The organism is Gordonia sp. QH-12, assembly GCF_001578675.1.
GTDB classification, from domain to species: Bacteria; Actinomycetota; Actinomycetes; order Mycobacteriales; family Mycobacteriaceae; genus Gordonia; species Gordonia sihwensis.
Map to the genome: position 1 here is coordinate 24,139 of NZ_KQ969305.1, position 19,423 is coordinate 43,561.

The 19,423-nt window shown below is 68.4% G+C and carries 17 protein-coding genes, 2 pseudogenes and 1 riboswitch; of the genes and pseudogenes, 10 read left to right on the forward strand and 9 right to left on the reverse strand.

Annotation, left to right across the window (positions count from 1 at the left end; genetic code table 11):
• Positions 1 to 124 precede the first annotated feature (124 nt).
• Together Y710_RS16890 and gdhA are read left to right on the forward strand one after the other, a co-directional pair.
• Positions 125 to 802, forward strand: a complete 678-nt coding sequence (locus Y710_RS16890; protein ID WP_006897948.1) for an MspA family porin — start codon at positions 125 to 127, stop codon at positions 800 to 802.
• A gap of 229 nt (positions 803 to 1,031) precedes the next feature.
• Positions 1,032 to 2,375: an NADP-specific glutamate dehydrogenase gene (gdhA, locus tag Y710_RS16895; RefSeq protein ID WP_006897947.1), complete on the forward strand. Its 1,344-nt coding sequence runs from the start codon at positions 1,032 to 1,034 to the stop codon at positions 2,373 to 2,375.
• A 61-nt stretch (positions 2,376 to 2,436) separates the two neighbouring features.
• Here the strand turns inward: gdhA and Y710_RS16900 are convergent, their stop codons facing one another.
• The 7 genes from Y710_RS16900 to Y710_RS16930 form a co-directional block, all read right to left on the reverse strand.
• Entirely contained in the window at positions 2,437 to 3,162 is a 726-nt protein-coding gene (locus Y710_RS16900) for a hypothetical protein (protein WP_231650068.1), read from the reverse strand.
• A 106-nt stretch (positions 3,163 to 3,268) separates the two neighbouring features.
• Positions 3,269 to 3,970, reverse strand: coding sequence for a hypothetical protein (locus Y710_RS16905; protein ID WP_045537505.1), 702 nt, complete (start codon positions 3,968 to 3,970; stop codon positions 3,269 to 3,271).
• Between the two features lie 86 nt (positions 3,971 to 4,056).
• Positions 4,057 to 4,791 carry a (2Fe-2S) ferredoxin domain-containing protein gene (locus tag Y710_RS16910; protein WP_006897943.1) on the reverse strand — a complete coding sequence of 245 codons (735 nt, stop codon included), beginning with the start codon at positions 4,789 to 4,791 and terminating at the stop codon, positions 4,057 to 4,059.
• Positions 4,791 to 5,603, reverse strand: a complete 813-nt coding sequence (locus Y710_RS16915; protein ID WP_006897942.1) for an ABC transporter ATP-binding protein — start codon at positions 5,601 to 5,603, stop codon at positions 4,791 to 4,793. Before Y710_RS16915 ends, Y710_RS16910 begins: the two co-directional genes overlap by 1 nt.
• Positions 5,600 to 6,640, reverse strand: a complete 1,041-nt coding sequence (locus tag Y710_RS16920; RefSeq protein WP_045537507.1) for a FecCD family ABC transporter permease — start codon at positions 6,638 to 6,640, stop codon at positions 5,600 to 5,602. Before Y710_RS16920 ends, Y710_RS16915 begins: the two co-directional genes overlap by 4 nt.
• 7 nt (positions 6,641 to 6,647) lie before the next feature.
• Complete coding sequence (locus Y710_RS16925) at positions 6,648 to 7,613, reverse strand: ABC transporter substrate-binding protein (protein WP_197078052.1); 966 nt, start codon at positions 7,611 to 7,613, stop codon at positions 6,648 to 6,650.
• 27 nt (positions 7,614 to 7,640) lie between these two features.
• Positions 7,641 to 7,827: riboswitch (cobalamin riboswitch) on the reverse strand.
• A 38-nt stretch (positions 7,828 to 7,865) separates the two neighbouring features.
• Positions 7,866 to 8,666, reverse strand: a complete 801-nt coding sequence (locus tag Y710_RS16930; protein WP_006897939.1) for an acyl-CoA thioesterase — start codon at positions 8,664 to 8,666, stop codon at positions 7,866 to 7,868.
• A 49-nt stretch (positions 8,667 to 8,715) separates the two neighbouring features.
• On the opposite strand from Y710_RS16930, the gene Y710_RS16935 reads away from it, so the two are divergent.
• The 6 genes and pseudogenes from Y710_RS16935 to Y710_RS16960 all read left to right on the forward strand — a co-directional run bounded on the left by Y710_RS16935 (position 8,716) and on the right by Y710_RS16960 (position 14,697).
• Positions 8,716 to 9,273, forward strand: a complete 558-nt coding sequence (locus tag Y710_RS16935) for a TetR/AcrR family transcriptional regulator (protein WP_045537509.1) — start codon at positions 8,716 to 8,718, stop codon at positions 9,271 to 9,273.
• 81 nt (positions 9,274 to 9,354) lie between these two features.
• Entirely contained in the window at positions 9,355 to 9,903 is a 549-nt protein-coding gene (locus tag Y710_RS16940) for a TetR/AcrR family transcriptional regulator (protein WP_045537511.1), read from the forward strand.
• Positions 9,903 to 11,450 carry an MFS transporter gene (locus Y710_RS16945; RefSeq protein ID WP_045537513.1) on the forward strand — a complete coding sequence of 516 codons (1,548 nt, stop codon included), beginning with the start codon at positions 9,903 to 9,905 and terminating at the stop codon, positions 11,448 to 11,450. The genes Y710_RS16940 and Y710_RS16945 overlap by 1 nt, the downstream gene beginning before the upstream one ends.
• A 100-nt stretch (positions 11,451 to 11,550) precedes the next feature.
• Entirely contained in the window at positions 11,551 to 12,687 is a 1,137-nt protein-coding gene (galT, locus tag Y710_RS16950) for a galactose-1-phosphate uridylyltransferase (protein WP_045537515.1), read from the forward strand.
• Complete coding sequence (gene galK, locus Y710_RS16955) at positions 12,680 to 13,840, forward strand: galactokinase (protein ID WP_062367990.1); 1,161 nt, start codon at positions 12,680 to 12,682, stop codon at positions 13,838 to 13,840. Before galT ends, galK begins: the two co-directional genes overlap by 8 nt.
• Positions 13,841 to 13,845: 5 nt before the next feature.
• A pseudogene (locus Y710_RS16960) lies at positions 13,846 to 14,697 on the forward strand (hypothetical protein).
• Between the two features lie 282 nt (positions 14,698 to 14,979).
• Here the strand turns inward: Y710_RS16960 and Y710_RS16965 are convergent.
• Positions 14,980 to 16,326: a lipase family protein gene (locus tag Y710_RS16965; protein ID WP_045537519.1), complete on the reverse strand. Its 1,347-nt coding sequence runs from the start codon at positions 16,324 to 16,326 to the stop codon at positions 14,980 to 14,982.
• The gene (locus Y710_RS16970; protein WP_045537521.1) at positions 16,323 to 17,591 is read right to left on the reverse strand and encodes a hypothetical protein; all 1,269 of its coding nucleotides are present in this window, start codon (positions 17,589 to 17,591) and stop codon (positions 16,323 to 16,325) included. The genes Y710_RS16965 and Y710_RS16970 overlap by 4 nt, the downstream gene beginning before the upstream one ends.
• Positions 17,592 to 17,881: 290 nt before the next feature.
• Here Y710_RS16970 and Y710_RS16975 point away from each other — a divergent pair, with 290 nt between their 5' ends.
• Positions 17,882 to 19,087, forward strand: coding sequence for a CaiB/BaiF CoA transferase family protein (locus Y710_RS16975; protein WP_045537523.1), 1,206 nt, complete (start codon positions 17,882 to 17,884; stop codon positions 19,085 to 19,087).
• Positions 19,088 to 19,202: 115 nt separating this feature from the next.
• Positions 19,203 to 19,423, forward strand: a pseudogene (locus Y710_RS16980) (HNH endonuclease); the annotation flags it as partial.

A 19,423-nucleotide genomic window follows, 5' to 3' on the forward strand; every position in this document is an offset into this window, starting at 1 on the left:
TGTGACCAGTGACGATGCGGACATCGGCGAGAGATTCGTTGAATCGGCACATCGCGGATTCCTACTGTGATATGGACTCGCCGCCGGGCGGGTCTCTCTCTTCTACCGTCGGGGTAATCAACACATGACCAAGCGTCTGATCACAGCGTTCACGCTGCTCGTCGCGTTCTTCGCGACCGCCGCACTGATTCCGGCCACCGCAACGGCGGCCACCCACCACACCCGTGAGGGTGTCACCGTGGAGCTGACCACCGGCCAGCTCTCGGCCAAGCGGATTCCGCCGCTGGACGGTTCTCCCACCTCGGCCGAGGCCCTGCTCTCGTCCGACGTGCACGCCGCGCTGACCGGCATCAAGGACAAGAAGGTCAGCGCCACGCTGGAGGTCGGCTACCAGATCGGGTATCCGGTCTCGATCGCACCCGGTGGCGTCAAGATCACCGCGCACACCCCGGATCTCAAGCTCACCGGCGGCGTCGACGCGAAGGTGAACCCGAACGTCACCGTCTCCGGTACCGGTGGCGGCGGCTCGGTCGGCGACGTGGGTGTCAGCCTGGGCGCGGAGTCGACGATCATCCCGGCCACCGACCTCGAGTTCGAGGTGGCCGCGGGCAAGATCACCACTGTCTCGCTCGCGAAGATCGCGCTCACCAAGCCGACGGCCGACATCGTGCTGTCCGGCGTCGAGCTTCACGCGACCAACGCGCTCGGCCCGATCTCGGTGCGTCCGTTCACGAAGATCTCCGTCACCACCGAAACCGGCGTCTACGTCTACTACGCGTACGGCAAGACCAGCCGGATCTGACCCGCTCTCCCGCGACGGGGCCGGTGCATCGCGCGCCGGCCCCGTCGTCGTGGCGGCTGCGCCGTAATAAGCATGTAATGCAGTGGTCAACCACACGAAACGAGCATCCGGTTTCATGCCGCACCCGCTGCGCCGATAGAGTGACCAACGGAAATTGGCCCGAGAGGACCGGAATTTGCGGTGTGCGCCGAGCCCGCCTCGTCCAGCGCACCAGTTGGGAGTACTACACATGACCGCATGGGACAGCGATCTCCAGGGTTGCTACGACATGGTTATCAACCGCAACCCCGGTGAGCCCGAGTTCCACCAGGCCGTTCAGGAAGTCTTCGAGTCGCTGAGCCCCGTCATGGTCAAGCACCCCGAGTACCAGGACGTCCTGGCCCGGATGTGCGAGCCCGAGCGTCAGATCATCTTCCGCGTGCCGTGGATCGACGACGCCGGCCAGGTCCAGATCAACCGCGGCTTCCGCGTCGAGTTCAACTCGGCCCTCGGCCCGTACAAGGGCGGCCTGCGGTTCCACCCGTCGGTGAACCTGTCGATCGTCAAGTTCCTCGGCTTCGAACAGATCTTCAAGAACGCTCTGACCGGCCTGCCGATCGGAGGCGGCAAGGGCGGCTCGGACTTCGACCCCAAGGGCCGCTCCGACCTCGAGGTCATGCGCTTCTGCCAGTCGTTCATGACCGAGCTGTATCGCCACATCGGCGAGTACACCGACGTTCCCGCCGGCGACATCGGCGTCGGCGGCCGCGAGATCGGCTTCCTGTTCGGCCAGTACAAGCGCATCACCAACCGCTACGAGTCCGGCGTCCTGACGGGCAAGGGACTGTCGTGGGGCGGTTCGCAGGTCCGCCCGGAGGCCACCGGTTACGGCGCTGTCTTCTTCGTCGACGAGATGCTGAAGGCCAAGGGCGACAGCTTCGAGGGCAAGAAGGTCCTCGTCTCCGGTTCCGGAAACGTCGCCACTTACGCGATCGAGAAGATCCACCAGCTCGGCGGCACGGTCATCGCCTGCTCGGACTCCTCCGGCTACGTCGTCGATGAGAACGGCATCGACCTGGAGATCCTCAAGGAGGTCAAGCAGGTCCGCCGGGCCCGCCTGAGCGAGTACGTCGAACTGCGCGGCGGCGGTGCCCGCCTGGTCACCGAGGGCAACCTCTGGCAGGTGCCCGCCGACATCGCGCTGCCGTGTGCGACGCAGAACGAGCTGGATGAGAAGGACGCCGAGGCACTGGTCCGCAACGGATGCAAGGTGGTCGCCGAGGGCGCCAACATGCCCACCACACCGGAGGCCACCAAGGTCCTGCTCGCTGCGGGCGTCGGCTTCGCGCCGGGCAAGGCCGCCAACGCCGGCGGTGTGGCGACCTCCGCGCTGGAGATGCAGCAGAACGCCTCGCGCGACTCCTGGACGTTCGAGTACGCCGAGGAGCGTCTGAGCTCCATCATGCGCACCCTGCACCACACCTGCCTGCAGACCGCCGACGAGTACAACGACCCGGGCAATTACATCCTGGGCGCCAACGTCGCCGGTTTCGTTCAGGTCGCCGACGCGATGAACGCGCTCGGCGTCATCTGACCGACGCAGTCATATGAGAAAGGCCCGCCGTCGGCGGGCCTTTCTCATTGTCCGGGAGTGGTCAGGCGGTCTCGGTGGCCACCCGATCGACGGCCTTGGTGAAGACCTTGTTGAACGCTGCCAGGTCGGGAGTCGACTGCGGGGAGGCGTCGCTGGCCTGCACGCTGACCAGGTAGCCGTTGACCATCGCGTAACCGACGATCATCGACGTCTTGGTGGTGGTTCCCTTGAAGTCGATCGTGGAACTCTGCTGCACGACGATCGCGTCGTCCGCCTTCGTCTTCGGCGCCGGAATCACCTTCGAGACGGCCGTGCCCTTCGCGCCCGCGGCCTGGCCCTCGGTGATCTCGACCTTGATCTTGCCGCAGTCGCCGGTCACGGCCTTGCGGAAGTCCTCCACGGAGTGGTCGACCACGGAGACGGTCTCAGCGAGCACGGAGGTGCCCTTCATCGCGATGACGAAGCCGGTCTTGGCGAGGTCGATCTTGTCTGGAAACGCACTCAGCTGCATGCAGTTCGCCGGCGTCACCTTGGCACTCTTCGTCGAGCTGAGGACGGAATCGGCGACCTTCTGGATCTGGTCTCGCGGAACCGGGGTCACCTGGTACCCGGCCGGAAACTCGGCCTTGCCGATCACCAGCGTCGGCGCCTTGCCCGCATCGGCGGACGGTGCGGCGGCCGACGATGCGGCACCCGGCACCGGTGCGCCGTCCTCGGTCGAGCTGCAGCCGGTCACGAGCAGCAATGCCGCGCTCGCGGCAGCGGCGGCGCCGGCAATCCTCTTCATTGTCATCACGTCGGTCTTCATCCCTATCTGGTGATACTGAGTAGACGGGACAATCCTGACCGATGCGGAATCCGGGCGCGGCACCGGCATCCCGTCGAGGCGGCGGTCAGCGCGCGGCCTTGGCGATCGCCCTGGCGAAGACGTCCTCGAAAACTGCACGATTCAGATCGGCGGTCTGGTCGACGGCGCTCATCTGTACGGTGACCGCGTAACCGTTGACGAGGGCGTTTCCTACCAGCAGACTCGTCTCACCGGATTTGGAACCGTTCACCGTCCTACTCCGGCTCTCCACCGCCAGGACCTGGTCGGCGGCCCCGCGCGGTACGTCGATCACGGTGTGCGTGACGGTGATCTCCGAACCTTTGACCGGGCCGGCCTTCACGTGCACCCGGACGACGCCGCAGTCGCCGGTGACCTGCTTGCGCGCAGCCTCGAGGTCGACGCCGCCGTCGATCTCGGCGACGGGCTGCACCGACTCGCTGATCGCATCGTCGCCATCGGTCGCCGCCATCACGCCGACCCTCTTCGGGTCGATCGTGGTGACCATCGCTCCGGATGCCGCGCACTGCGCGGGTGCGATGTCGACGTGTGCGGTGGAATCGGAGAGTTGCTCCGTCATCTGCGCGAGGGCGTCCTTGCTGAGCCGGGCGGTGTGGAAACCGGCGGGCAGTTCGGCCTGTGTCAGCGGCAGCTCGGCGGCCTCGCGCTCGGCAGCGGTGGACGAGCCGTCGGTGCTGCATCCCACCGAGGCGAGCACTGCGCCACCCGCCAGCATCGCCACCGACATCCGGATCGCCCTGCCCGCCATGTGTCCCCTTCGACTGTGGTTTCAGTACTGAATGTACTTGCCGGACATCCGGGCCGTCCCCGGCCGTCTCCGCTCGGGCGTCCGGTTCACCGGCTCGCCGATCGGTCTCCGAACCACTCCCGGATCGGTTCACCTCCCACCAGGTGCCGCTCCACCACATCGGCGACTCGCGCCGCTGTGAGTCCGGCGTACCAGACGTCGTCCGGGTAGACCGCGACCACCGGCGCCTGCGAGCAGGGGAACAGGCACCCGGTGAGCGTGATGAGGACGTCGTCGTCGCCGAGCCGCCGGGCGTCGAGTTCGGCGGAGAGTTCCGACTGCGTCTCGGCGCCCCCTCGCGCCGAGCATCGGGGACCGCGGCAGACCAGCACGTGTCGCGCGAACCCGGGAACCGCGTCCCAGGCCTTCGTCGCGAGCGGGGCGGTGGTATCGCGGGCCGGGGCCCCGCCGTCGGCGGCAGCCCGCTCGATCAGATTCGCGTAATCCGTTGTCTGGCAAAGCGATCCGCCGATTCTGATATCCGGCGCGGAGCCCGCCGGGCGGTTCCGCAGCCAGTGCCCGATCACGCGGCGGAACCAAGCGTCCATCTTTCGGTCGGCGAGCGTCTGACCGCTCAGCACCACCACCGAGTCGGCGCCCTCGCGGGCCGCCTCGTCGAGCACCTCGGTGACGGTGTCGGACTCACCGCCCAGGACGGCGGAGCGGAAGACCGTGCCCGGATGGCGTTCGGCGAGCTCTCCCAGCGCACGGGCGAGTTCGCCGTGCACATCCGCGCCGCGATCCGTCGGCGCCGTCACGATCACCCAGTCGGCGTCGATCATCACTTCTCCCCTCCTGTGGCCGAAACCACGCCGCACATGACGATCAGTGGCCCGCCGGTGACCGGATGGCGAAGCACCTGCGCGTCGAGGCCGTAGACGTCCGCCAGCAACTCGGGCGTCAGCACCTCGGAGGCGCTGCCCTGCGCACGGACGCGGCCCTCGTCGAGCACGACGAGGTGGTCGCAGTACATCGCGGCGAGTTGCAGATCGTGCAGGGCAGCGAGGACGGTGAGGCCGAGATCCCGGGCCAGCTGCAGCAGGTGAAGCCCGGCCGCCACATCGAGATGGTTGGTCGGCTCGTCGAGGACGAGGACCTTCGGGCGCTGCGCCAGCGCCCGCGCCATCTGGACCTTCTGCCGTTCGCCGCCGGACAGGGTCTGCCAGGTGCGGTGCCGCAGATGCTCGATGCCGAGCGTTCCGATGGCCTGATGCGCCTCGTGCGCGGCGTCTCCGAGCGGCCTGGCCCATCCGCCGGCGTGCGGGATGGTGCCGAGCTCCACAATCTGTTCCACCGACAGTTCCAGGACGGTCGCCGAGTGCTGTTCCAGCTCGGCGACGGTGCGCGCGAACTCGCGGCGGCCCAACTCCCGGACGTCGGTGCCGCCCAGCAGCACCTGTCCGGCGTCGGGCCGCTGCCAACGCATCACCATCGACAGCAGGGTCGACTTTCCGGACCCGTTCGGGCCGATCACGCCGGTGAATCGGCCGGCGGGCGCCCGGGCCGTGACGTCGTCGAGGATTCTCCGCTCGCCGCGGGCGAAGCTCACCGCCCGCATCTCGATGCCGGGCATCCCGGTCTCGGTACCGGTCATTCGGTGCCTCGCTGTCGCCGGAGCAGGTAGATGAAGGCGGGCACGCCGATCACCGAGGTGACGAGCCCGAGCGGCAGTTCCCGCGACGGCATCACGCCGCGGGCGATGATGTCGGCCCAGACCACCACCAATGCCCCGAGCACCACCGCCACCGGCAGGACCCGATAGTGCAGCGGGCCCACGAGAAAGCGAACCATGTGCGGCACCACGAGCCCCACGAACCCGATGATCCCCGACAGCGCCACCAGGACGGCGGTGCACAGCGACACCAGCGCGTAGAGCACCCAGCGAGTGCGGGCCACGTGAGTGCCCAGGCTCGCGGCGGCGCGTTCACCGAAGGCGAAGGCGTCCAGCGTTCGGGCGTGGGCCAGCACGGCGACGATCGTGCACACGGTGACGATCGCGGTCAGCGCGAGGGTGTTCCAGCGGATGCCGGCCACCGACCCCATCGACCAGAACATGACGCGGTCGGCGGTGCCGTGCGGGCCGAAGTAGATCAACGCCGAACTCAGCGCCGCGGCGAGTTGCCCGACGGCGACGCCGGCCAGGATCAGTCTGCCCGGAAGCAGCGCGCCCCCGCGCGTGACCGCGATCGCGAACACCAGCAGCAGCGCACCCATCGCCCCCAGAAACGCTGCGACGGAGACCACTGAGCCACCGGCCATGCTGCCCATGCCGACTCCCGTGCTCAACACCACCACGGCGCCGAGAGACGCACCGCCAGACATCCCGAGGATGTACGGGTCGGCCAGCTGGTTGCCCGTCAACGACTGCAGGACGGTGCCGCAGACCGCCAGGCCCGCACCGATGAGTGCCGCTCCGACCACCCGCGGCAGCCGCAGCTGAACGACGATGTTCTCGTCGAGCACATCGGACGTGCCGATGCCCACGCTGCTGCCGAGCGCTCGCACCACTGTGCCCAGCGGCAGATCGGCCGATCCGACCACGATTCCGAGCGCCATGCTGATCAGCAGCAGGATCGTCAGTCCGGCCAGCCAACCCGCCAGGGCCGGTGTACCGCGGAGCCGTTCGCGCACGCGCCGACTACTTCGCGAGCGCGTCCGACAGCTTGGCGGCGCCGTCGATCAGCCGCGGACCGGGGGTGCTCTCAGCGAACGGGATCACCACGAACGATCCCTTCGCGACGGCCTTCAGGTCCTTGAGCGCCGGGTCGGACTCCAGATACTTCCGCTTGGCGGCGGCCGGATCCCAGTCGGCGTCCACCAGGACGATCACGTCCGGATCGGCTTTGAGCACCGCCTCCCAGCCGGTCTCGGCCCAGTTGCCGGAGAGATCTCCGAAGACGTTCTTCGCGCCGACGGCGTCGATGACCAATTGCGGCCCGCCGTCGCCGGCACCGACGAAGGGCTTGTCAGTCGAGGAATCCCACCACAGAACCGTCTTGCCCCGTCCGGCCGACTTCGCGGTGAGGTCGGCGAGCTTCGCGCGCATGTCGGCGTTCACCCGGTCGGCATCGGCCGTCCGTCCGAAGAGCACGCCGTAGTCGCTGGTCTCACCGGCCACCGCGTCCCAGGACGAGGCCGGACGCTTCAACTTGTCCTCGCAGCCGAAGGGCGACACGTAGGTCGCCACACCGAGGTCGTCGAACGACTGCCGGCTTCCCAGCGCCTTGTCGTCGAAGGCGCTGCTGTACGACGCGGCGATCAGGTCGGGGTGCTTCTCGAGGACCGCTTCGCGGGTGGGGTACTTCTCCGACAGCACCGGGATCTCGCCGTAGGCTGCGGCCCATTGCGGGGCGATGGCGCTGTCGAGGTAGGCGGTGCCGACCAGCTGCCCGCCGGCGCCGACGGCCAGGGCCGACTCGGTGGCCCCCTGGTTGACGGTGATGGCCGCGTCGGCCGGCTTCTTCAGGGTGACGGTGCGGCCGCAGTTCTGCAGGCTGATCGCCGAGCCGTCGGCGCCGGATGCGGGATCGTCGCCGGAACAGGCAGAGACGGTGAGGACGGTGCCGGCGACGGCCAGGATCACCGCGTTCTTCAGGGTGCGCAATGCGACCCCCTTTCCAGATACTCGTGGAACTTCGGGGTACGCCGCGGCCGGTCTCCTGGCTACACAGGACTGCCGGCGGTCACACCTTCCCAGATGACGAGCACCCAGTGGCTGGAGTCCTGCACTCCCGGCGACTTCCGGACCTGTTCACAGTGGCGAGTACCGCGCCGGCTTCTCACCGGACTTCCCGAGCACCGTGACGTATCGCCCGAGTGTATCCGGGCACGGCCGGGACACTCGGGCGACCTCGAATCAGGCGGGGTCTTTGAAGTACACGAGCTGGTGCGTGGTCGCGAGGAGCACCTCGCCCGACCAGAGCTGTCCGTACTGGTCGAAATGACCGTGCCCGAACCGGGCGGCGCGCGCCGTCGCGAGGACGTGTCCGGTTCCATGCGCCTCGAGTTCCTGCGCGGTGGCGTGGAAATACGTGGTCAGGGTGATGGTGCCCGCCGGCATGTAGGTTCCGTGCCGGAGAAAGACACGAGGGTAGAACACGTCGGTCATCGCGGTGAGCGCCGGGAAGTCGAGCGGCCGCTCGGGCCGGTCGCGCAGCCACAGCGTCGACGTCGAGTCGGCGTCGTTCCTCCCGTCCATGCCGCCCGCGACGAACCGCTTGTCGTAGTTCTTGGCCCAGGCGATGAAGTCCACGTACTCGCTGACCTCGACCTCCTCGGCGGGCGGTGCGGCCGGAGGCGTCGGCTCGGTGTCGGACCAGGTGTCACGGGCGACGCCGAAGACCGCGGTGCCGGTGGCCGCCACCTGTCCGGATTGGCTGATCGTCACCACCCAGTGCTGATTGGTGCGGTTGGTCCGGACGGGCCGCAGGTCGAGATCCCACTGTCCTTCGGCGATCGGTGCCGCGTAATTGATGGTCAGCGCGAGCGGATCGCCGAGGACGTCGGGCCGCTGCTGGATGCCGTTGACGACGGTCGCGGCCGTGATGCCGCCGAACGGGCCGACCATGTTGTTGTACGCGGGATGCGTCTGCGCGCGGACCACATGGTCCGACGCCGTGGGCGTGAGGGCGATGGCCTCATCGAAAACGTGAGTCATGCGTCGACGGTAACAGAACGATCGTTCTACTCACGCGTACCCTGAGTGCATGGCAACACTCCCCGTCCGCGACCGACTGCTCCTGTCGGCGACTCAGCTGCTCCGGAGCAAGGGAGCCGACGGATTCGGAATGTCGGAGCTCATGGAGCACAGCGGCGTGGCGCGGCGCTCGATGTACCAGCACTTCCCCCGCGGCAAGGCGCAACTGCTGGAGCAGGCCACCGACGAGGCGGGCAGGCACGCCTCGTCGCGCCTCGCGGCCGCACTGTACGGCCGGACCGCTGTGGAGGGTCTGATCGTCATCGTGGACGAGTGGAAGCAGACCCTGGTGCGCCACGACTACCGCCTCGGCTGCCCCCTGGTTGCCGCCTCCACCTCCGCCGCGGAGTACCCGGGTGCGGCCGAGCGCGCCGCCACGGCTTTCCAAACGCTGGCGGGCCAGATCGCCGCATCCTTCGAGGCCGACGGACTGGCCGCGGACGCCGCCCGACGGGCTGGCGACATGCTGGTGGCAGCCCTCGAAGGCGCCATCATCACCTCTCGCGCCACCCGTTCCACCGCACCGCTCGACGCCTTGTCGTCACACATCCGCGAGACGTGGGGCTGAGCCCTCCGATATTCGGTCGACAGACCTCCGCCAACCCTGTACAAAAGTACATGTACATTCGTACAGAATTGCGATGGAGTCATGGCCAAGCACGACCCGGAGGCACGGCGGGCGGCGATTCTCGCCGCGGCGGCGGATCTGGTGATCGAACTCGGACCGGCCGCGCTGACGCACCGCCGCGTCGCCGAGCGTGCGGGTGTGCCGTTGGGATCGACGACCCAGTACTTCACCTCCATCGACGACCTGCGCACCCAGGCCCTGGAGCGGCTCGCCGCGGAGGTCGACGAAGACCTGGCCGCCGTGCGGAGCAGCCTGGTCGCGGCCGGCGGGTCAGCGGAAGCGCTGGTGGATCAGATTCACGACTACCTCGCCGACAGCCGCGCCGTCGCGGCCGACGTCTCGCTGATATCGGCGGGCCTGTTCGATCCCGAGTTGCGCGCGCTGTCGCTCCGCTGGCAGACCAATCTCGTCGAGATCTTGAGCGATTACGTCGGACCCGACAACGCGCTCGCCCTCGCGATCGTCTCCGACGGTGTCGTGATGCACGCGGCATTGCACAACACCGTCGTCTCCAAAGACTTCCTGCACACTCTCGTCGCGCCGTTCATGGCGCAGAAAAGACAACCGTGATGACTGCCTCACCCACCACGGGGAGCACCGGCTACTCCACCGTCCGCGCCTGGCTCGCGACCGCTGTGTTGAGTGCGAGCCTGCTCGTGATCGTGATGGATATGACGATCCTGAACATCGCTCTTCCCGCGATGTCGGCCGACTTGGAGCCCACCGCCTCCCAGCTGCTGTGGATCGTCGACGTCTACTCGCTGGTGCTCGCCGGGCTGCTCGTCCCGGCCGCATCGCTGGCCGACCGCTGGGGACGCAAGCGGATGCTGTTGGCCGGGTACGCCGTCTTCGGCGCCGCATCGCTGCTCGTCCTGGTCGCCGAGTCGGCGACCGCGGTGATCGCCATCCGCGCCCTCCTCGGCACCGGCGGCGCGTTCATCATGCCGACCACACTGTCGACGATCCGCGTCCTGTTCACCGACGCGCGCCGGCGGGCGCGCGCACTCGCGGTGTGGTCGTCGGTCGCCGGTCTCGGTGCGGCGATCGGCCCGCTGGTCGGCGGTTTCCTGGTGGAGCACTTCTCCTGGCAGTCGGCTTTCCTGGTCAACGCTCCGCTGATGGCGCTGGCCGTGGTCGCCGGGGTCTTCCTGCTCCCCGAGTCGCGGTCGGCCGACCCGGGAGTCTGGGACTGGCTGGGCATCGCCCTCTCGTTCTCCGGCATGGTGCTCCTGATGTGGTCGGTGAAGCACTTCGGTGCCGAATCGAGTCTGCTGGTCCCCGAGGGCTGGGCCGCGTTCGCCGCAGGAGTGCTGCTGCTGACCGTCTTCGTCCGCCGCAGTCTGCGCCAGGACCGGCCGATGCTCGACGTCGGACTGTTCCGCAGCCGCGTCTTCACCGGCGGTATCGCCGGCGCCCTCGGCTCGATGTTCGCGATGGCCGCGGCCCTGCTGCTGCTCGCCCAGTGGCTGCAGTCGGTAGAGGGCAGTTCACCGATCCGTGCCGGCCTGCAGCTGGTCCCGCTCGCTGTCGCCTCGGCCGCCGCGTCGCTCGCCGCACCGCGTCTGGCCGAACGCATCGGTCCGCGAATCGTCATTGCCGGCGGCATCGCGGTGGCCGGCATCGGCATGATCGCCGTGTACCTGATCCCCGGAGAGCTGCACTACGCGTCGGCCGTCGTGTCGTTGATCCTGGTGGGTGTCGGCATCGGATCGCTGGCGATCGGCTCGGCGCTGATCATGTCGGGCAGCCCCGAGAACCGCGCGGGCAACGCCGCCGCGATGGAGGAGACCTCCTACGAACTCGGCAGCGTCATCGGTGTCGCGCTCCTCGGCAGCGTCGCCGCGGTGCTCTATCGCAGCCGGCTCGACGAGTCCGGCGCGCTGGACGACCTCGATCCCCGATTGCACGACGCGGCCCGCGAGTCGATCGGGTCCGCGGCGGGCGTCGCCGATCAGCTGCACATGCCGAACCTGGCACAGCAAGCCGGTACCGCGTTCACCGATTCGCTGCAGATCACCAGCCTCACCGGCGGTCTCATCATGCTGGCGGTCGCCGCGGCGGTGTACGCCCTGGTCCCTGCGGGTACGCGTATCGACGCCGAGGTGGTCGAGGGATGAGCCGGACCCGGGGTCGTCTCCCCGTGACGATCTGAAAACGCGTGCCGGCCTCCGGTCGCGGAAGGTCGTCGCGACCGGAGCCCGATGGTAGATTCGCCGCGTGTCGACGGCGAGGTCTCTCCCCGAACCGGTCCGCGGACGGCTCAGTGACGGACGCGAGATACTGCTGTTCGACGACGGCGAGGCCTCCGTCCTGCGCCCCGACCGCCGCGACCTGCCGACGGATCGCGGTGCGACGACCGTCCGCCGAGACCCCGTCACGGACGACTGGGTGATCGTGGCGCCCGCGCGCCAGGACCGTACCCATCTGCCGCCGCGGCGGCAGTGCCCGCTGTGCCCCGACCCGGAGGGTCTCCGAAGCGAGATCCCAGCGTCGGACTACGGGGTGGCGGTGTTCGAGAATCGCTTCCCGTCGCTCGCCGCACCACCGGAGCCTGCCGGTGCCGGAGCGTCGCCGCCGGCGAGCGACGATCCGCTGCGGACCGAGATTCCGGGCACCGGCCGCTGCGAGGTGGTCTGCTTCACCAGCGACCACGACGGTTCGTTCGGCGCACTCCCCGAACGCCGCGCCCGCCTGGTCCTCGACGCTCTGGCGCACCGGACCGCCGAGCTCATGGCGTTGGACGGCGTGCGCGAGGTCCATTGTTTCGAGAATCGCGGCGAGGAGATCGGCGTGACCCTCGGTCACCCGCACGGCCAGATCTACGCCTACCCGTTCCGTACCCGCCGCACCGAATCGATGCTGCGGTCGGCCGGTCGGTACCGGCGCGAGCACTCCGCAGACCTCTTCGAAGCGATCCTCGCCCGCGAACTCGAAGACGGCGAGCGAATTCTCCTGTCGACCGCGCACACCACTGCGTTCGTACCGTTCGCGGCGCGCTGGCCGGTGGAGGTGCACGTCTACCCGAACCGGCACGTCCGCGGTCTCGGCGAACTCACCGACCGGGAGGCCGACGACCTCGCGCGGACCCAGCTCGCGGTCCTTCGAGCCTGCGACGCCCTGTACGACGCCCCGCTGCCCTACGTCGCGTCGTGGCATCAGTATCCGGCCGACGCGGCCGAGGGCTACCTGCACGCCGAGATCTTCTCGATCCGCCGCAGCGCCCACAGACTCAAATACCTGGCCGGGTCCGAGTCGGCGCGCGATGCCTTCATCACGGACAAGACCCCCGAGGACATCGCCGAGCAATTGCGTGCGGCGCTCGGCCGACAGGCGGACCATGGCAGACATGCCTGAGGGATCGGCCGGCAGCACCTCGTCTCCCGGACCGCGGTCGCGGGAGCCGGAGGTGCGCGCATATGCGCCGGGCCGCGTCAATCTGATCGGTGAGCACACGGACTACAACGACGGGCTGGCGCTGTCGATCGCGCTGCAGCTCGGGACCACGGTGAGCTTCCGGCCGGACCCGGCCGCCGAATCGGTCGTCGTCTCCTCCGACCTCGCGCCCGGCCGGGCCGGCGTGCCCATCGACACCGCTCCCGACGATGACGCGGCGCACGGCACCCGGGTGACCGGCTGGGCGTCGTATGTGGCGGGCTGTGTCTGGGCGCTGCGCGAACACGGTGTCCGGGTGCCCGGCGGGCGCATGGAGATCCGCTCCGATGTGCCGGTCGGAGCGGGACTGTCGTCGTCTGCTGCTCTGGAGTGCGCGGTGCTCCACGCGCTGGCCGCCGCGGCCGGGGCCACCGTCGACCGGCGCACCCTCGCGCTGATCGCCCAGCGCGCCGAGAACCGATACGTGGGCGCCCCCACCGGTCTGCTCGACCAGTTGAGCAGTCTGTTCGGCGCCGACGGCACCGCTCTGCTCCTCGACTTCCGCTCACTGCAGGTGACGCCGGTGCCGGTGGCTCTGGGCGGCGCGGTGCTCCTCGTCATCGATTCGCGGTCCCCGCACCGGAACGCCGACGGCGAGTACCGGAGGCGACGAGCGGCGTGCGAGGACGCCGCCCGCCGCCTGTCGGCGCCCAGCTTGCGCTATGTCCGAGACGACGGCTGGCGAGCACTCCGCGACGACGAACTGCGGCGCCGCGCCAGGCACGTTCTCACCGAGAACCGACGGGTCCGGGACGCAGCACAGGCGTTGCGCGACGGAGACTGCACGCGTTTCGGAGAACTGATGAATCAGTCGCACCACTCGATGCGCACCGACTTCGAGATCACCACACCCCGCATCGACCGCATCGCGGAGACCGCCCGCGACCTCGGCGCCTTCGGGGCCCGGATGACCGGCGGAGGATTCGGCGGCAGCGTCGTCGCCCTGGCACCGGCCGAGGCCGCGATGCGGATCGAGAGCACGTTGCCGGGTCTCGTCGCCGATGCCGGCGATCCGCGTCCGACGGTGATCCGTGTCCGTCCGGGCGCGGGAGCCGGTCCGGTGATGGCACAGTGACACTCATGAGCACCGAACAGGCGGCGATCGCGCGCCGCGCCTACGAGACTCTTGAACCCTTCCACGTCCTCGCCTACTTCAATCCGGGCCTCGGCGACGCCCAGACCGACCTCGGGCTCGACGGCCACGCCTTCTACCGGCGCCCCGATGGGCGATGCCACGGGAGCGGTCGTAGCCGCCGCTTTCTACAACTTCTCACCCGCGCTCGTCGAATCCGCATGGGACCGCGCTCGGGCCGTCGGCCTCGAGAAGGTCGCCGAACGGCGGTACGCGATGCTCGACGAGCAGTACCGCGCCATCCGGGTGCCGCGTGCGAGCGGATCACGCCGCTGCTGCCCGAGTACGAGAAGGCGGTCGGAGGACTGCCCGTCTCCGGTCGGCCCCTGGGCGCGGCATGGGCGTCCACCCCGATTCCCGACGCGCCGCACCTCGCCCTCTGGCGTCACTTGTCGGTACTCCGGGAATGGCGCGGCGACAACCACATCGCCGAGCTGATCGGCCACGGTCTGGACGGGATCGACGCCGGCGTCTTCCACGAGGCCGCATTGCCCGACCCGACCGTCCGTCGACGGGTGATGGGGCATCGGTTCTTCCTACTCACCCGCGGGTGGTCGGAGGACGACTGGGACGCCTCCGTCGACCGACTGGCGCGGCGCGGTCTCGTCGAGATCGGCGACGACGGACACCGCCTCACTTCGGCGGGCTTCGACCTGTATCAGGACATCGAAGCACGCACCGACCTACTGACCGGCGCGAGTCTGGGCACCGACGTCGCCGACCTCATCGAGCGCACTCGCCCCTTCGTCAAGCCGGTGCTCGACGCCGGCGTGCTCCCCGGTACGTCGAAGAAGTCCTGACGAGCGCCTCCCAGGCCCTCCCCAGGCTGGTTGAGCGAGCGTCCTCCCCAGGCTCGTTGAGCGAGCATCCCTCCCAGGCTTGTTGAGCGAGCGAAGCGAGTCGAAACCCCAGACCCCGCCCAGCGCACCCCCGCAGGCTTGTTGAGCGAGCGTCCTCCTCAGGCTCGTTGAGCGAGCGAAGCGAGTCGAAACCCCAGACCCCGCCCAGCGCACCCCGCAGGCTCGTTGAGCGAGCATCCCTCCCCAGGCTCGTTGAGCGAGCGAAGCGAGTCGAAACCCCCTCTACCCCTTCAGATTCGCCGCCAGCCAGTCGACGGTCTGCATGCCGAACAGGTCAGTGCCCCAGCCGTACATGTCGGTGATGAACTTGACCATGCTGCAGTCCGTCGGCTGGTAGTCGACGCGAGCGCCTCGGCTGCGCCACGCTCGGACCAGCTTGCGCGAATCGGCAGCCGGTACCAGCGACATCGGCGAGTCGTCGGCCACGCACGACGCGACGAGTGTGCGCACGCCCTTCGCTGCCGTCCCCTGCCCCATCACGTTGTCCCGGTAGGCGCGCTGGAACGCGGGGATCGTCGCAGGCGACTCATTCCCCTTGAACAGCGTGTTCAGCGGTACCAGCGGCAATGTGAAGTACGCGGGCGTCTGGCACTGGGTCCGGTAGTAATCGGCCACGGCGCGTCCCGCATCCGTGAGGTGGTCGTCGATCCGCATGTCCGGGTAGTGCGGCTCCAGGCCCAGAAGGGTCGCCATCGCGAAACCCGAACCGACGGAGCCGTCGGCGGTCGCGATGAAGTTCCGGTAGTTCGGAACCATTCCCTCGAGCACCGCGGCCTTGATGTTCAGTTCCGGCGCGTACTGATCCTTCATCTCCAACGCGTGACCGGTGCCGACACCGCCGCCGGCGATGCCGAACATGCCGATCGGCGACGATGCGGACAGACCGGCATCGCGGACCGCGAGCGCGGCGCGCACCGCGTCGAGACTGGTGCGGGCGTTGTACTTTCCGGCGAACACGCCGTGCGGACGCGGGTCGCCGTTGTTACCGACGTCCGACATCACGACGGCGTACCCTTTGCCGAACAACTGTGCCAGCGGCCCGAGGGCCGACCACGAGGCGCCGTCGATCGGATCGCCACCGGTCCACATCACCGACGGATGGCAGTTGGCGCCCACGCTGTCGTTGGCCATCTGGTAGCTGACGATCGGCCGCGTGGCGTTCTTGCGGCCGTCGCGCGGGATCATGATCAGCCCGGTGCTGATGTCGGGCTCACCGTCGAGCGCCGTGGTGACGTACATGATCTTGTACGCATCCACGTCGCCCGGGCGGAAGCCGGCGAACTGGACGGCCACGGGCTCGGCCTTCAGCAGCGTCCCGGCCTTCTCCGATCCCGTGAGTCGCGGCTCCTTGTAGAACGGGTCGGTGGACTGCAGCGGCTTGAGGATCTCGTCGGGCGTACCCATCCTGCCGTGCTGGAAGGTCCCGAGTACGAAACCGTTGAAGACCTCGCCGAGTTGGGGAGTGCGGTTCGGCGGTCCGGCCGCGGCCGGCGCGGCCGTGAGGGAGGCACCGACGGTCAGGGCGCTCAGCAGTGCGACCGCCGCGACGATCCAACGCTGCGCTTTCATCGGACCTCCACCTTCAGCGTGTCGAGCGCCGACTGCATCATCGGCAGGAGATTGAAGATGGGGCGGTGCTGCTCCATCTGCGGATCGGCCGGCATCACCAGTTCTCGGCGCAGGTCCGGCCAGCGGTTCTCCACCTGGAATCGGTACTTCGGCAGCAGTTCGTGGGTGATGTAATCCCATCGCTCGTCGAAGACCGACCAGTTCCACGACGGCAGCGGCACGGTCGCGGTGACGGTCCGCCCGTCGGGCGTGGTCCCCGTCAGCTTCAGCGGCTTGTACGAGCGCAGCGGAAGGACTCCGGCCACCGACGGCGACCCGGCGAGGGTGCTTGCGTAGGTCATCGCCTCACCGACGTCCCCGCGGTAGGCGCGGACCGTGTCCCACTGCTCGTTGATGATCTCGCCCTGCTCACGCCTCAGCAGGCGCGCATTGCCCGCCGCGATCCCGTCGGGCGTCTTGCTCGCGACATCCTCCCACGCCTTCATGACGTCGGCGGGGAAGAGTCCCGCTCGGTACATCTCTCGCAGTGCCGACAGTCCGCCGGTCACGTATGCGCGGTGCATCGGCATCAGGTCGCTGAAGATGTTCTTCTGCATCACGAGGATCGAGCCCTGCACGTACTGGAGGTCGGCCGGCGTGAGGGTGGCGCCGACGCGGGCCAGCGCGCGCAGACCCTTGGGGAGCTTGTCGATCATCGTCGGTCCGAACGCCCTGTTGGTCTCGGTGACGATGGCGTTCGCCACCGGTGCCAACCGCGTGAACTCGTAGACGTCGGTGGCCAGCTCGAAGTCGAGGAGCCCGCCGCCGAAATCGGCACCGACGAGCCCGCCCATCCCGGCCCACTGGAGTTCGCGGTGCTTGAGCTGCAGGTTCTTGTAGAACTGGTACGACTTCGTGAGGTTTCCGCGGTTCGCAGTCACTCCCGCGCGCGGGTTCCACGACTTGAGGTCGATTCCCGCCGCCACTGTGGTGTCGGCCAGCCAGTACTGAAGCAACAGGGCCTGGTACGACGTAGGCGCGACCCCTCGTTCACGCGCCTCGTCGAGCAGGTTCTTGAGGACCTTCGGGTCGGTGGGGAGTGCCGGGTTGACCCCGCCGGGACCGTGATCCGCATGGCGATTGACCAACGGCAGATCCAGGTACCGATCCAACTCTCCGGCGGCCGACGCGGGCGGCGCAAGGACGGCCGATCCGGCCAGGGCCACCACCAGAGCCGCTGCCGTCAGAACGACGGCCCTCCAGCCGATCGTGCGAATTGAACGCATCGGTCACCTCCTGCGACTCGAGGCCGCACCGATCACGCGAGCCTGTCCGGCTCGCTGGTCCGGGATAGTGAATCACCGCGTTGTCACAACGACAAATGGCACGATCCGTCTCGACCTGCAGGTCAGAGCGCGATGAATCTGATAACGGTGCAGGTCCAAACCGTGTGCAGCGGCCCCGAACGACGGATTCGGGCGGGTCGCGGGAGCCGGTCGTCACACCACAAATCGCTCGATCGGGTGACACGCCGCCCGCCGGAGCCGCCCATCGCCGCGGTGCGATAGTGGAGTGTATGGCACTGCGTCCCGACCAACTCCTCCCCCTCGCCGGTTACACGGTCGTGACTCTCGAACAGGCCGTCGCCGCGCCGCTCGCGTCCCGCCATCTGGCCGATCTCGGCGCCCGCGTCATCAAAGTGGAACGGACCGACGGCGGCGATTTCGCCCGCGCCTACGACGACGCCGTGCACGGCACCGGCGCGCACTTCGTGTGGCTGAACCGCGGGAAGGAATCCATCGCCGTCGACCTGAAGTCGGACGAGGGGCGCAAGGTGGTCCGTGCGCTGATCCGCGACGCGGACGTCTTTCTGCAGAACCTGGCGCCGGGCGCAGCGGCGCGGCTCGGCCTGGGGGCCGATGAGTTGCGCGAGGGTCACCCCGAGTTGGTCACGGTCGATCTGTCGGGCTACGGCCGAGGCGGTCCGTTCGAGCAGCGCAAGGCGTACGACATGCTCATTCAGGCCGAGAGCGGCCTCATCTCCATCACGGGTACACCGGAGCATGCCGCCAAGACCGGGATTCCGACCGCCGACATCGCCTCCGGTATGTACTGCGCACAGGCGGTTCTCGCGGCGCTCCTGCGTCGCTGCCGCACCGGAGTCGGAGCGGCGGTCGAGGTCTCGATGCTCGAATCGACCGTCGAATGGATGGGACATTCGCTCTACACGCAGATGTACACGGGCGTGCAGCCGCCGCGGATGGGCGTGAGTCATGTGTCGATCGCGCCGTACGACTCGTACCCCACCAGCGACGGACAGATCTTGATCGGCGTTCAGAGTGAAGGAGGCTGGAAGGCGCTCACCACAGTGTTGGGCGTCCCCGAGCTGACGACCGACCCGCGATTCTCCACCAATATGAAGCGAGTCGAGAACCGGGCGGCGTGCGACGCCGCAGTGGCGCAACGGACCAGGCTGTGGACCACTGCGGAGCTCGACGCGAAGCTTTCCGCCGCGGGTGTTCCGGCAGCCCAGATCAACGAGCTCGAACAGGTCGCCGAGCATCCGCAGCTCTCCGCACGGGATCGCTGGCGCACTGTCGGTACCGAGTTCGCGCAGGTCAAGGCACTACTTCCGCCGGTCACATTCGATGACGTCGAGGCGGCGATGGGCGACGTTCCGGCACTCGGCCGCCATACAGCCGCGCTGCTCGCGGAACTCGGCTACGACGAGCAGGACGTGCAGCGGATGTCGGCCGCCGGTGTTGTTCGCGTCGGCGACTGAGAATCGAACGTAGGTCGATCGCGTCAATGTTGTTTGTCATAGGTGGGTGATAGCTTTCAGGTAGGTCAAGAAAACATGGTGTGACCAGCTGAAACACTCGGGGGAGGTGGCAGCGATGACCGATCCGATCACCGATCCGATCGCGACTGTCGTCGCCACCGGTGCGCTGCCGGAGCAGCCCGCCGAACTACTCGCCCTGATCGATGCCGCGGCGGTCAAACTCGCCGAGACCTCCCTGTCACCGGAGACCGAACCGGAACTGCTGGCCCACACACAGACCGCCGAACGCATCCGGCGCCGCTGGGACGGCATCTCCGCTGCGCTGCTGGTGGAGGT